The 13,668-nt window shown below is 63.1% G+C and carries 15 protein-coding genes; 8 read left to right on the top strand and 7 right to left on the bottom strand.

Going from position 1 to position 13,668, the window contains the following annotated elements:
• The first annotated feature begins 85 nt into the window (after window positions 1-85).
• The 8 genes from AC1Q80_RS20125 to AC1Q80_RS20160 all read left to right on the top strand — a co-directional run bounded on the left by AC1Q80_RS20125 (window position 86) and on the right by AC1Q80_RS20160 (window position 10,826).
• The gene (locus tag AC1Q80_RS20125; RefSeq protein WP_492361581.1) at window positions 86-2,578 is read left to right on the top strand and encodes a TonB-dependent receptor; all 2,493 of its coding nucleotides are present in this window, start codon (window positions 86-88) and stop codon (window positions 2,576-2,578) included.
• Window positions 2,579-2,898: 320 nt separating this feature from the next.
• Window positions 2,899-4,035 carry a transporter substrate-binding protein gene (locus AC1Q80_RS20130; RefSeq protein WP_209788831.1) on the top strand — a complete coding sequence of 379 codons (1,137 nt, stop codon included), beginning with the start codon at window positions 2,899-2,901 and terminating at the stop codon, window positions 4,033-4,035.
• On the top strand, window positions 4,032-4,613 hold the full coding sequence (locus tag AC1Q80_RS20135) for an ANTAR domain-containing response regulator (RefSeq protein ID WP_492361582.1): 582 nt from the start codon (window positions 4,032-4,034) through the stop codon (window positions 4,611-4,613). The genes AC1Q80_RS20130 and AC1Q80_RS20135 overlap by 4 nt, the downstream gene beginning before the upstream one ends.
• Complete coding sequence (locus AC1Q80_RS20140) at window positions 4,613-5,461, top strand: ABC transporter permease (protein WP_173421261.1); 849 nt, start codon at window positions 4,613-4,615, stop codon at window positions 5,459-5,461. Before AC1Q80_RS20135 ends, AC1Q80_RS20140 begins: the two co-directional genes overlap by 1 nt.
• Before the next feature lie 110 nt (window positions 5,462-5,571).
• Window positions 5,572-6,492 carry an ABC transporter permease gene (locus AC1Q80_RS20145; RefSeq protein ID WP_209788838.1) on the top strand — a complete coding sequence of 307 codons (921 nt, stop codon included), beginning with the start codon at window positions 5,572-5,574 and terminating at the stop codon, window positions 6,490-6,492.
• Window positions 6,493-6,522: 30 nt separating this feature from the next.
• On the top strand, window positions 6,523-8,142 hold the full coding sequence (locus tag AC1Q80_RS20150) for an ABC transporter substrate-binding protein (protein ID WP_492361583.1): 1,620 nt from the start codon (window positions 6,523-6,525) through the stop codon (window positions 8,140-8,142).
• A 60-nt stretch (window positions 8,143-8,202) separates the two neighbouring features.
• Complete coding sequence (locus tag AC1Q80_RS20155) at window positions 8,203-9,147, top strand: acetamidase/formamidase family protein (protein ID WP_492361584.1); 945 nt, start codon at window positions 8,203-8,205, stop codon at window positions 9,145-9,147.
• On the top strand, window positions 9,144-10,826 hold the full coding sequence (locus AC1Q80_RS20160; protein WP_492361585.1) for an ABC transporter ATP-binding protein: 1,683 nt from the start codon (window positions 9,144-9,146) through the stop codon (window positions 10,824-10,826). The genes AC1Q80_RS20155 and AC1Q80_RS20160 overlap by 4 nt, the downstream gene beginning before the upstream one ends.
• Before the next feature lie 83 nt (window positions 10,827-10,909).
• On the opposite strand, the gene AC1Q80_RS20165 is transcribed toward AC1Q80_RS20160, so the two are convergent.
• The 7 genes from AC1Q80_RS20165 to AC1Q80_RS20195 form a co-directional block, all read right to left on the bottom strand.
• A complete protein-coding gene (locus AC1Q80_RS20165; protein ID WP_209788846.1) occupies window positions 10,910-11,098 on the bottom strand; it encodes a hypothetical protein in 189 nt (62 codons plus the stop codon).
• Between the two features lie 91 nt (window positions 11,099-11,189).
• The gene (locus tag AC1Q80_RS20170; protein WP_173421267.1) at window positions 11,190-11,390 is read right to left on the bottom strand and encodes a hypothetical protein; all 201 of its coding nucleotides are present in this window, start codon (window positions 11,388-11,390) and stop codon (window positions 11,190-11,192) included.
• A gap of 154 nt (window positions 11,391-11,544) precedes the next feature.
• Entirely contained in the window at window positions 11,545-12,030 is a 486-nt protein-coding gene (locus AC1Q80_RS20175) for a DUF1801 domain-containing protein (RefSeq protein ID WP_209788849.1), read from the bottom strand.
• Between the two features lie 11 nt (window positions 12,031-12,041).
• Complete coding sequence (locus AC1Q80_RS20180) at window positions 12,042-12,254, bottom strand: hypothetical protein (RefSeq protein ID WP_209788852.1); 213 nt, start codon at window positions 12,252-12,254, stop codon at window positions 12,042-12,044.
• A gap of 76 nt (window positions 12,255-12,330) precedes the next feature.
• On the bottom strand, window positions 12,331-12,741 hold the full coding sequence (locus AC1Q80_RS20185; protein ID WP_209788855.1) for an SRPBCC family protein: 411 nt from the start codon (window positions 12,739-12,741) through the stop codon (window positions 12,331-12,333).
• The gene (locus AC1Q80_RS20190; RefSeq protein WP_173421271.1) at window positions 12,738-13,061 is read right to left on the bottom strand and encodes an ArsR/SmtB family transcription factor; all 324 of its coding nucleotides are present in this window, start codon (window positions 13,059-13,061) and stop codon (window positions 12,738-12,740) included. Before AC1Q80_RS20190 ends, AC1Q80_RS20185 begins: the two co-directional genes overlap by 4 nt.
• A 180-nt stretch (window positions 13,062-13,241) precedes the next feature.
• Complete coding sequence (locus AC1Q80_RS20195; protein WP_492361586.1) at window positions 13,242-13,646, bottom strand: VOC family protein; 405 nt, start codon at window positions 13,644-13,646, stop codon at window positions 13,242-13,244.
• Window positions 13,647-13,668 lie beyond the last annotated feature (22 nt).

The raw sequence follows: 13,668 nt of genomic DNA on the forward strand, positions 1-13,668 counted from the left end.
GCGAGGTGTCCCTGTATCGGGACCTCGTTCGTCCAGAAACCAGACCCGGCCTCTTCTCGGCCATCCTTCATTGTCTGGGACCATCATGCCATATTCGAATGCGACCGGCGGACGCCGCCACTCCGGAATTTTCAACCTGCTGATGGCAGGTACGGTGTTTGCCTTTACGGCCACGGGTGCGCTTGCCCAGGATGCCTCGGTGCATCATGTCGATGTGCCGGCCGGCAAGCTGACCGCCGCCGTCAACCGCCTCGCGAGCCAACTCAAGCTGCAGGTCGTGTTCGACAGCTCGGTTGCGTCAGGGGTCAGCGCATCTGGTCTTTCCGGTGAGATGACGGCGGATGAGGCGCTCTCGCGGTTGCTGAGTGGAACCGGCGTCCGCTATCGCTTCGTCGGCGGGTCGACGGTAAAGCTCATGGGCGCCACCGAAACCTCCGAGCCGGTCGACGCCGACGGGACCAAGCTCGCGCCGATCGTCGTGCGCGGCGATGCCAATCGCGGCGATCGGGCGCCGAATGTCGCCATCCTCGATGCCGAAGACATCGAGAGGGCGCAAGCCTCGAGCCTGCCGGAATTGCTGCAGAAAACCCCCGGCGTGTCGCTGGGCGGTGGAGTGCGCATCGAAGGGCAGACGATTGCCATTCGCGGCTTCGCCCGGCAGTCCGACGTCAGGATCATCCTCGACGGCGCACCGAAGAATTTTGAGAAATACGACCAGGGAACGGTCTTCATCGAGCCCGAATTGCTCAAGCGCGTCGAGATCGAAAAAGGCGCGACCTCGGTGCGTTACGGCAACGGCGGCTTCGGCGGCACCGTGCTGATGGAAACCAAGGGCGCGACCGACATGCTGCGACCGGGCGAAGAGTGGGGTGTGTGGGCCAAGTCCGGCTTCCAGAGCGCCAACAAGCAGTTTCTCGAAACCGGCGCGCTCTACGGCAAGTCGGATTTCGGCGGTCCGGTGACCTATGATGGCCTTCTCGCGGCAACGTGGCGCAAGAGCGACGACATGCGCGTCGGCGGCGGCGAGATCTACAACTATTCCAATTCGAAGCTCACGACCGTGCTCGCCAATGTCGGTGCCGAATACGACGGTCACGAGATCAGGGGCACGGTCGCCTATGGCCAGAACGACAATTGGGGCCCAGTGGCCGCCATCCGCGGCCAGTCGGCGCCATCGGATTTCAACATCACCCGCTACGGCTACAAGGAAGCGATGCGCCGCCTTCTCACCTGGCGCGAGATCGAGGATTTCACTTCGACGCTGAATTACAGCTACACCGGCGACAGCGAGCTGGTGAACTACCGTATGATGGCAAGCTTCTCATCGACCAGCCAGCACGCGACACGGCCCGATATTCTCGGGCTCAACCCCAGCGCATCCGTCGGCGGCTATGAGAACGATGCCGCCTATACCGACATCAAGTTCGAGGCCGAAAACACCTCCAACTTCACGCTTGGCGGCCTGTCGCACAGCCTCAACTACGGCGTCCAGTACTTCAACCATGACCGCGACATCTGGATGTACGACATCGCCAACCGCACCCAGGCGCAGTACAATTACGGCTATTATGCCCCCTGGTTCATGCCTGAGGGCACGCAGAAGACGTTTGCCGCCTTCGTTCGCGACAGGATCGAACTCACCGACACATTGACCGTGACGCCGGGCCTTCGCTACGATCACGTGCGCTCCAAGGGCGTGCCGAATGAAGCACCACGCTTCAACAATCCGCTGGCCGGACACGACTATTCGGCCGTCTCGCATCAGGGCGTGACGCCGGCAATCAGCCTCTCGTGGGAAGCAACGCCCTCGGTCCGGTTCTTTGCCGATTGGGCCTATGCGATGCGGGTTCCCAACATCGACGAGATCTATTCGACGCAAAGCGTGCTGACAAAAGCGTCAGGCACCAGCCGCGATCTCGACGTCGAGCGCAACAGCACGTTCAACATCGGCGTCGACATGAGCTTCAATGACGTGCTGACAGCGGACGATATTCTGTCGACGCGGATCTCGGCCTACAACAACCACGTCTCCAATCCGGTGACGCGTCGTTTCGGCACGGCCAACTTTGTCGGCGCTCCAGACAACGTCCCGTTTTACTGGAACACCCCGTCCTACGATATCCGCGGTATCGAGCTGCAATCGCACTATGAGACCGAGCGAATGTTCGCCGACCTCGGCGTCTCCTGGATGACGGGTCAGCGCACGGGTGCCGTCAACAATGCCTGGGGTCCCGACACCTACATCAACGATCTTGCACCCCTGACCGTGATCGCCACCGCCGGGATCAAGGTACCGGACCAGGACCTTGCCTTTGGCTGGACGGGAACCTTCGTCGACGACCAGAACCGCACGCCCTACAATCAGGGCGGACAGACCTACGCCCGTCCGCCGAGCGCGGGATATGCGGTGCACGGCCTGTTCCTCGACTGGACACCGACATCCGGGCTGATGGAGGGCGGCGAAGTGCACCTGGCGGTCGACAACATCTTCGACAAATACTACGAGCCCTATCTCAGCGACGGTATCTCAGCGATGCCCGGGCGGAACTTCAAGATCGCCATCAGCCGGAAGTTCTAGGCCTTCAATCGGATTAGACAGGCCCGCTTGCGGGCCGGTTGCCCGTGGCGATGCATTGCTTTTCGCCGGCGGCAGGCAGTACGACGCCACCCTTTGTTGCTGCGCTCAGTTCGTTCGGATGTGTAAACTTGCGCACGGGGTGCCGCATCCTTGTCAATCCTTGCTTGACAGAGGTCCATTGCCCGTATCTTAATCTTGTCTACGGAATGAGCAGCTCAGTCCTTTTCACATGACCCTTATGGTCGACGGGCAGTTTCGCCCCATGATGCCCCATCTCCGATGGGAAACGCGTCATGGGGTTTTTGGTTTTTGGCAGGTCCATGCGTGACGCGGTGAAGATCGGTATCCTGTATTCGACAACCGGCCCCTACGGGACGATGGGCCGCGACTGCCGCGATGGCGCCGAGTTGGCGATCGAAGAGATTGCGGCGCGCCACCCCGGCCGCATCGAGCCTGTCTTCGTCGACCCGCACGCCAATATCGATCAGTACCTCGAAGGCGCGCGCACGCTGCTGCGCGATCAGGGCTGCCGGCACATCGTCGGCACGATCACGTCGCTGGCGCGCAAGGAGGTCATTCCGCTCGTCGAAAAGCATGACGGGCTGCTCTGGTACATGTGCCCCTATGAGGGTTTCGAGGCCAACGACAACGTCATTTACACCGGCGGCTGCCCGAACCAGCATCTGCTGCCGTTGCTCGACTATCTCTTGCCGCGCTTTGGTCGCCGGCCCTATCTCGTCGGTGCCAACTATGTCTGGGGCTGGGAAATGAACCGGCTCGCGCGCGAGCTGATCGAAGAGGCGGGCGGATCGGTGCTCGGCGAGCGCTATCTGCCGCTCGAGGAAACCGCGGTCGAGCGTATCGTCGCCGAGATCGAGCAGCGGCGGCCGAGCTTCATCCTCAACAATCTCGTCGGCCCGTCGAGCTATGCCTTGCACGCCGCGATCCGGGCGCTCGGCGAACGCGATCCCGCCTTCCGCCCTGAAAACTGCCCGGTCGTCAGCTGCGATCTGCAGGAATGCGAGCTCATCGACATCGGCCTCGGCGTGGCGACCGGCCAGCTCTGTGCCGCCGCCTATTTCGACACGGTAAGTTCCGCCGAAAATGCGGCATTCAAGGCTGAAGTGAGCGCGCGGTTCGGCGCTTCGCGTCGGATTTCCAGCGTCTTTGCCAGTGCCTATGCCGCCGTCAAGCTCTGTGCCGAGGCAATCATCGATGCCGGCACCGACGATCCGGCCGTGGTGTCCCGCCTGCTTTGTGCGGCGCCGCGCTCGACCGTTCTCGGCCCGCTGCGGATCGATGCCGAAACCCGCCACGCGGCACTTCCCTTCCACCTTGGGCGCATCAATGACGAGGGTGGCTTCGATATCATCGCTTCCGAGCCCGCCATCGTTGCCGATCCGTATCTGACGGGTCGTCGCACGCGCAAGCCACCCCAGCTCCGGATCGTCTCATGAGGGAAACACCCAACTTTGCCGGCTGGCGTGCCACGATCCTCCATCGCGAGGATGCAACGACCGAGCGGCTCACTCGCCAGCTGAAGCTCTTCGGTTTCCACGTCCTTGTGCAGTGGACGCCGCTTGCCGCCGACCATCTGCCCGATCTCATTCTGGTCGACGCCGATCAGGGCTGGACCGGACTGTTGCCATGGACCGACGAACGCGCGCCGCGACCCCTCGTTGCCCTGCTTGGGTCTGAAGCTCCCGGCCGTGTCGCCTGGGCGATGGATCAGGGTGCCTCCGCCATCATCGCCAAGCCGCTAGCCTCGTCGGCGGTCTATCCCGCGCTGGTCATGGCGCTTGCCATCCATCGCGAGCGCCAGGCCGTCGTGGAGAAGATCGCCCATCTGGAAGAGCGGGTTCGCATGCGCCCGCTGGTCCATGCCGCTGTGCAGAAAATCAGCCAAGCCCGCAAGCTGGATGAGGAGCAGGCTTACCGGATCCTGCGCAACTGCGCCATGCAGCGGCGGCTGTCGATGGAGCAGGTCGCTGCCTCGATCGTGGGCGGCGCCGAGCCGCTGCCGGAGGCGGGCTGATGCAGGCATTGAAAGCCATGGTCCGCCAGCCGGCAGCATTGTTCGGCCTGATCGTCGTTGCCCTTGTGGTGTTCCTTGCGATCGCCGCGCCGCTGATCGCGCCCTATAGTCCGGATGAGCAGATGTTCGACGGGTTGACGCTGGAGGGCGCGCCGCTGCCGCCGAGCGCGCAGTTCCTGCTCGGCACCGACACGCTCGGGCGCGATCTGTTCTCCCGGCTTCTCTACGGCGCGCGCACCTCGCTCGTCATCGGTCTCGTCGCCAACGGCATCGCCGTGACGATCGGGCTGCTGATCGGCATTCTCTCCGGCTATATGCGCGGCATCGTCGGCGGCGCGCTGATGCGCTTCACCGATCTGATGATGGCCTTTCCGGCGTTGCTCTTGGCCATCGTTCTCGCAGCATTGTTGCGCCCCAGTCTCTGGATCGTCGCCATGGTGATCGCGCTCGTCAACTGGGTGCAGGTGGCGCGCATCGTCTACACCGAAACGCGTGGGCTGGTGGAGCGCGACTTCATCCTGGCCGAGCGCTCGCTTGGCGCCGGGCATGGCCGCATCCTCTTTCATCACATCCTGCCGCATCTGATCCCGACGGCGATCGTCTGGGGAACGCTCGGCATCGCCACGACCGTTCTGCTCGAAGCGACGCTCTCCTTTCTCGGCATCGGCGTGCAGCCGCCGACACCGTCCTGGGGCAATATCATCTTCGAAAGCCAGAGCTATTTTCAGGCCGCTCCCTGGCTGGTCTTCATCCCCGGTGCCGTCATCCTTTTGACCGCGCTCTCCTTCAATCTGGTCGGCGATGCGCTTCGCGACATACTCGACCCGACGCAGCGGGGGAGGGGCTGAGATGGTTTTCCTGCTGCTTCGCCGTCTGGTGCAGACCGCGCTCTCCTTCAATCTGGTCGGCGATGCGCTTCGCGACATACTCGACCCGACGCAGCGGGGGAGGGGCTGAGATGGTTTTCCTGCTGCTTCGCCGTCTGGTGCAGACCGCGCTCATTCTCTTAGGCGTTGCCGCCATCACCTTCCTGCTGCTCTATGCGCTTCCCGCGGATCCCGCCCGCATGATCGCCGGCCGCAGCGCCACGGCGCAGACGGTCGCCAACATCCGGCGAGAACTCGGCCTCGACCAGCCCTTGCTCGTGCAGTTCTGGAGCTATCTGCAGGGCCTGTTTCAGGGCGACCTCGGCCGGTCCTACGCGCAGAAGACCGATGTCGGCGCGCTGATCGCCGCCCGGCTGCCGGCGACGCTGATCCTGATGGCGGCGGGTATCGCCGTCGAGGTGGTGCTCGGCGTGTTCCTCGGCGTGCTCGCGGCCGTCCGTCGCGGCGGCTTCGTCGACCGCGCCGTGATGATGGCGTCCTTCGTTGGCGTCTCGGCGCCGCAGTTCGTGGCGGCACTCTTGCTGCTCTACGTCTTCGCTGTCACGCTCGCCTGGTTTCCAATGAGCGGCTTCGGCACGCCGGCGCATGTGGTGCTGCCGGCGCTGACGCTCGGTGTTCTCGGTGCCGGCTGGTATGCGCGCATGGTGCGCTCGGCGATGATCGACGTGCTCAACCAGGATTATGTCCGCACTGCCCGGGCAAAGGGCCTGTCGTCGGCGCGCATCATCTTTCGTCATGCACTGCCGAACGCGCTGCTGCCGATCATCGCCATGATCGGCATCGATATCGGCCAGTTCATGAGCGGCGTCGTCGTGGTCGAGGCCGTCTATGGCTGGCCCGGCATCGGCCAGCTCGCCTGGCAGGCGATCCAGCAGGTCGACATTCCAATCATCATGGGGGTGACGCTCGTCTCGGCGCTCGCGATCGTGCTCGGCAATTTGCTTGCAGACATTCTCGCTCCGCTCGTCGATCCGCGCATTCGCGCCCGTTAAATTATGCAGCAACCAAAAAGGGGAACAACAATGTTCAAAAGCTGGCTTCGAAATTCAACAGTCGCAACGGCGCTGATGCTTGCGCCGCTACCTGCCTTCGCGCAGGACGCGCCAAAGCAGGGCGGCGATATCGTCATCACCTACAAGGACGACATCGCCACGCTCGATCCGGCCATCGGCTACGACTGGGTCAACTGGTCGATGATCAAGAGCCTGTTCTCGCGGCTGATGGATTACACGCCCGGCACCACGGAACTGGTGCCGTCGCTTGCCGAAAGCTTCGAGGTCGCGCCCGATGGCCTGACCTATACGTTCAAGCTGCGCAAGGGCGCGAAGTTCACCAACGGCCGCGAAATCGTCGCTGACGACGTGAAGTATTCGATCGAGCGCGCCGTCGATCCGAAGACGCAAGGGCCCGGCGCCGGCTTCTTCGGCGCGATCAAGGGCTTCGACGACGTCACCGGCGGCAAGACGACGACGCTCGAAGGCATCGAGGCACCGGACGCGTCGACGGTGGTCTTCCGCCTGTCGCGCCCCGATGCGACCTTCCTGCATGTTCTCGCCGTCAACTTCGCCTCCGTCGTGCCGAAGGAAGCGGTCGAAGCCGCCGCCGGCGATTTCGGCAAGAAGCCGGTCGGCTCGGGCACCTTCATCCTGAAGGATTGGACCGTCGGCCAGAGCCTGACTTTTGAGCGCAATCCGGATTATTTCATCAAGGACATGCCGCACATCGACAAGTTCACCGTCGAAGTCGGGCAGGAGCCGCTGGTCGCGCTTCTTCGCCTGCAGAAAGGCGAGGTCGACATCGCCGGCGACGGCATTCCGCCGGCAAAGTTCCTCGAGATCAAGAACTCGCCCGAGGGCGCCGAGATCATCGTCGACGGCCAGCAATTGCACACCGGCTATGTGACGCTCAACACCAAGGTCAAGCCCTTCGACGACGTCAAGGTGCGTCAGGCTGTCAACATGGCGATCAACAAGGAACGCATCACTCGCATCCTCAACGGCCGGGCAACGCCCGCCAACCAGCCGCTGCCGCCGCTGATGCCGGGCTACGACAAGGCCTTCACCGGCTACGCCTTCGACGTCGAAAAGGCGAAGGCCCTGCTCGCCGAAGCCGGCCACCCCGATGGCTTCGAGACGATCCTCTATTCCACCAACACCGATCCGCAGCCGCGCATCGCCCAGGCGATCCAGCAGGATCTGGCAGCCGTCGGCATCAAGGCCGAGGTTCGCGCTCTGGCCCAGGCCAACGTGATTGCTGCCGGCGGCACCGAAGGCGAAGCACCGATGATCTGGTCGGGCGGCATGGCCTGGATCGCCGACTTCCCGGATCCGTCCAACTTCTACGGTCCGATCCTCGGCTGCTCGGGTGCTGTCCAGGGCGGCTGGAACTGGTCCTGGTATTGCAACGAAGATCTCGACGCACGCGCGGTTGCTGCCGATTCCATGTCGGATCCGGCCAAGGCTGGCGAGCGCCAGGCGGCGTGGGGCAAGATCTTCACCGACATCATGGCGGATGCGCCCTGGGTGCCGGTGACCAACGAACGCCGGGTCGTCGCCAAGTCGCCGCGCATGGGCGGTGCCGGCGAGATCTACGTCGATCCGACCCGCGTCATCAACTACGACGCGATCTACGTGAAGCAATAAGCCCTTGGGCTCTCCGGACCTCGATGTCCGGGGAGCCTCTTATCATCTGGGGAGAGAAAAATGTGCGTTGCCTGCACCCATACCATTCACCGCGCCAAACACCACTTCGGCTGGAACCGCGATTTTGAACCGACATTGATCGCCAAGCCGGGCGAGACCATTCATTTCGAGTGCCTGGATTCGTCGGGCGGACAGTTGGGTGCGGGCTCGACGCTCGAGACGCTGGCAAAGCTCGATTTCAACCGGATCAATCCGGTGACCGGTCCTGTTTTTGTCGAGGGTGCTGCACCCGGCGACGCGTTGAAGGTGACGATCCGCCGCTTCGTCCCTTCCGGCGTCGGCTGGACCGCCAATATTCCGGGCTTCGGCCTGCTTGCCGACCAGTTCAGCGAGCCGGCGCTGCACATGTGGTCCTATGACGCCATCAGCATGGCGCCGGCGCTTTACGGCCCGGGCGGTCGCGTTCCGCTCAAACCCTTTGCCGGCACGATCGGCGTGGCGCCGGCCGAACCGGGTCTGCATTCCGTCGTGCCGCCGCGTCGGGTCGGCGGCAATCTCGATATTCGCGACCTGACCTCGGGCGTGACGCTCTATCTGCCCGTCGAGGTCGAGGGTGCGCTGTTTTCGATCGGCGACACGCACGCGGCGCAGGGCGACGGCGAAGTCTGCGGCACCGCCATCGAGAGCCAGATGGAGGTCGATGCGACCATCGAACTCGTCAAGGATGCGCGTCTCGCAAGTCCGCGCTTCACAACGCCGGGGCCGGTCACCCGCCATCTCGACGCCGCAGGCTACGAGGTTACCACCGGCATCGGTCCCGATCTGATGACCGGCGCGCGCGAAAGCCTGATGCGCATGATCGACCTGCTCGGCGCCGAGCATGGATTGAGCCCGGTCGATGCCTATCTGCTCTGCTCGGTCTGCGGCGATCTCAGGATCAGCGAAATCGTCGACGCCCCGAACTGGGTCGTGTCCTTCTACTTCCCGAGGATCGTCTTTTCGTGACAGCATCCCAATCCGCTCCCCCGCCGGTTCTCCGTGTCGACAGACTGTGTGTCGATGCACGAACGCCCGATGGCGCCAAGCGCGTGCTCGACGAAGTCAGCTTTGACCTGAAGCTCGGCGAAACGCTGTGCATTGCCGGCGAGAGCGGATCGGGAAAGTCCGTCACGTCGCTGGCGATCATGGGATTGCTGCCGAAGGCATCGCTGCGGATTGCGTCCGGCAACATCCAGCTCGAAGGACGCGAGCTTTCGCGCCTTTCGAATTCCGCCATGCGCAGCGTGCGCGGCGGCGATGTCGCCATGGTGTTTCAAGAACCGATGACATCGCTCAATCCTGTGATGTCGATCGGCGCTCAGCTGACCGAGGCGATCCGCGAGCACCAGGGCTCGGAAGGTGTTTCGGCCGAGGCGGTGGCACTGCGCATGCTCGATGCCGTGCACATCACCGAGCCGGCGCGACGGTTGACGCAATATCCGCATGAACTCTCGGGCGGCATGCGCCAGCGCGTGATGATCGCCATGGCGCTCTCCTGCCGGCCGAAGGTGCTGATCGCCGACGAACCGACGACGGCGCTCGACGTGACAGTGCAGGCCCAGATCTTGAAGCTGATGAAGGAATTGAAGCAGGAGTTCGGCGCCTCGATCATCCTGATCACCCATGACATGGGCGTGGTCGCCCAAATGGCCGACCGCGTCGTCATCATGCAGCAGGGCAGGGTGGTCGAGCAGGGCGGGGTGCTACCGATCTTTGAGACGCCAAGGGCACCTTACACCCGCGAGCTTCTGGCGGCGGTGCCGAGATTGGGCGCCCATGCCGGCACCGATGGACCACCGCGCGTGGGGTCTGAGCCGCTGGTCGGGAACCCGGAGACGGCAAGCCCGGTGCTATTGGTGCGCGGCCTTGAGGTTGACTACGGCAAGAAAGCGGGTTGGTTCTCGAAAGCCAAGGAGAGCCGCCCGGCGGTCAGCGACGTATCCTTCGAGATCCTGCCCGGCCAGACCCTGGGGCTGGTTGGCGAAAGTGGGTCGGGCAAGTCGACCACCGGCAAGGCGGTACTCGGGCTGGTGCCGTTCAGCGGCGAGGTTCTCGTCGATGGCTGCGATATAGGCCCGCTCGGCCAGCGCCAAATGCGGCCAGTTCGGCGCTCGGCGCAGATGATCTTTCAGGACCCCTATGCCTCGCTCGATCCACGCATGGCGGTCGGCGCGGCGATCGCCGAGCCGTTGATCATCCACGGTATCGGCAACAGGAGCGAGCAGGACGATCGGGTTGCCGATCTTCTGCGGCGCGTCGGGCTCGGGCCGGATGCAGCCAGCCGCTATCCACACGAGTTTTCTGGCGGCCAGCGCCAGCGCATCTGCATTGCCCGGGCACTCGCCGTCAACCCGAAGCTGATTGTTGCCGACGAAAGCGTTGCTGCACTCGACGTCTCGGTGCGTGCCCGCGTGCTGGACCTGATGCTGGAACTGCAGGAGACGATGGGCCTTGCCTACCTCTTCGTCTCTCACGATATGGCTGTGATCGAACGCATGTCGCACTACGTCGCCGTCATGCGCGCGGGCCGCATCGTCGAGATGGGCACGCGCCGGGCCGTGTTCGAAGATCCGCAGGAGCCCTATACGCGGGCATTGATGGCTGCAGTCCCCATTCCCGATCCGGCACTCAGAGCGGTCGCCTGACGACGAGGGTGTCCAGCGCGGCGATATTGCTGTGCACGGGAGATGTGAGCAGCCAGACCGACCGCGTCTTCAGTGCGCGGCATCTAGGATTGCTGCAAGCAGAAGATCCCGAAGTTGAGAGCGAGCAGTCCGAGAAGCGTTGCCAGGAAACTTCCCAGGGCGGCGAGGGTTCTCTCGCCACCGGGTTTTCCACGATGCTTGCGGGAGAAGATGGTGGCGATCGCAACGCCCAGGGATATGCCGGCAACAGCCGGCATGGACATCAGTTGCATCGTAGATCCTGTTTGACGGTGCGGAGCCTATCGGCCGTGCGCAGTGTTGGCGACCTGTGCGACGGCCATTCAGCCTGCGGAATTCATGAGATCACAGGCCAATAGCCCGGCCGCGCAGCCGCAGCGCGCCTTCGAGCGCATCCTTGACCTGCAGCGCGCGGCGCAACCCCGGGGACTGGGTCTCACCCGCGGCCTCGATGGCGTTTTGTGCATGGGAGATGGCGATATTGATTTCGGCATCGCTGACCGATCGATCGAGCGCCAGCGCCTGCGCGGCGGCCTCATTTTCCATTGACATCATGTCACTCCATCAAATCACCCGGCATCGGGCAAATCACCCAGCATCGGGTGAGGAGCGTGTACTTAGGTGAAGCCCCGCGCGTTCCCAAGCCTGTAGGACGGCTGCATTCTCGCTATGCTTAATGGAGCGTTAACGCTGGCGATTGTCACATGCGTTCACCGGGCAATTGGCTCGCTTGCCTAACCCAGTCGACGAATTGCTCTTCATCGAGATCGTCGTTCTCGCGAATGTCGAGATAGCGCACGTCCTTCTGCTTCGACTGGCCGGGCGGAACCGGATCGAGCAACGCGCCGCGGAAGAACGCCACCTTGATGTACTTGGTGAAGACGTGGATGCCGAGGAAAAAGCCCTCGCCCTCAAGGCCATAGAGGGGAGAGTTCCATTTTACAGCCTTGCAGACGCCGGGGACGGCGCGTTCGATCAGCGCGTCCAGCCGCCGCCCGGCATCGCTCTTCCAGCCCGGCATCGCCGCGATGTAAGCTTGGACGGGGGCGTCGCCATGGCCCTTGGCGATCTGCGGATTGCCGCCGGACAGCAGTGGGACTTCGCTGGGCGCAACCGGAGCCGCCCCGTCAGGTTTGGCTTTCTTGGCCGTCGGCTTCTCCGATGGCTTTGTCGTCTTGCCGGCCATGCCGCGTGCTCCTAACCCGCCGAATGCCGTCGGCCAAGATAGGGCAGCAAGAACATGTAAAGGCCGGTGGTCAGCAGGATCGCGAGCGGAAAAAGCGGCAGGAAATAGACCCACTCGGCCGGCTGCTTGCCTATCCCCAGGGTGGCGAAGATGGCGGAGACCACCGCCGCAAAGACAAGAGACGTCCAGCGGTGGACCTGTCGTATGCAATTGTTCCAGTTCATTGGCATATCCTCAACGTACCAGCCGGAACGGATCGGATGATCCGCCCGGCACGAACACGCGGCGCGGTACAGATCGTCAGTCCAGCCGCTCCAAGACCTGCTCGAGGGCCGAAACGAACCTTGGCCATCCAGCCTGCGCACCGTGATAGTAGGGCTGCTGGTCCGGCCGGAAACCGGATTGCTCCATGCGCAGGTGGGTGCCGGCGCCCGTCGGCGTGAGCGTCCAGGTGACGACGCTCTTCAGGTCCTTGGTGTCCCAGGTGTAGGACAGCGACCTGTTGGCCTCGACTGTCTGCACCTGGCAATCTACCGCGCCCCAGTCGGCCGTGAGATTGAAACGGTGGCCCTGGTCTGGCTTAAAATTATTCTTCATCAGCCACTCCTCGATCAGGTGCGGCTGGGTCAGCGCGCGCCAGATTTTTTCGGCCGGATAGGGCACTTCCCGTTCAACGACGACGGTGAGCGTTTCGGTTGCAGTTTCGATCATTGATCCATCCTTTTGAGCAGGTCTTCAAGGTCGTCAAAACGGTTCTGCCAGAACCCGGTCATCTCTTTTGCCCAGCCGACCAGCGGGTCAAGCGCGCCGAGTTCAGCGCTGTAATGCGTCAGCCGGCCCTCGTGCCGGTCCTTGACCAAGCCGGCGCGCTTCAGCACCCCCAGGTGTTTGGAAACCGCCGGCTGCGAAATCCCCGCATGCGCCGTAAGCGCCCCGACGGTCTGGTCGCCTTCGCGGCAGAGCCGTTCAAAAATGGCCCGCCGCGTTGGGTCGGCAAGTGTCTTGAACAGGATTTCGTGTGGCAGTGGCATGGCAATTCAATAACTCGCTGGCTATGGGTTTAATCCATAACCGGCGAGCTATGATTAAGTCAAGCCCGACTCGCGGGAAAACCGCGACCTGAAATCGGACGCTTCACCGTCCGGCCTGATCGCAGGATCGACGGGCACGAACGCCATATTCTGTTGCGCCGTCTTGCCTTCGGCTGCCGCTCAGGCCCTGCCGTCCGTAAACTGAACAAGATCCCAAAGGTTGCCGTAGAGGTCCTTGAAGACCGCGACAGTCCCGTAGGGCGCCTCCTTGGGTTCCCTCACGAATTCGACGCGTCGCGCCGCGAGAGCTTTGTAGTCGCGCCAGAAGTCGTCGGTTCGCAGGAAGAGAAAGACCCGTCCTCCCGCCTGGTCGCCGATATAGTCCTGCTGATGGGCATTGGACGCACGCGCAAGAAGCAAGGAGGTATTGCCGTCACCTGCAGGCTTGACGACAACCCAGCGCTTGTCCTGTTCCGGTTGGTAGCTATCCTCCACCAGGACGAACTTCAGCGTGTTCACATAGAAGTCGATCGCTTCGTCGTAGTCACGGACGACAAGAGCGATGAGTGCGAGCGCCTGGTTCATTTCCGTCCCTTGTCATGTGTTT

Source organism: Ensifer sp. GW823-FHT05D09 (assembly GCF_058795755.1).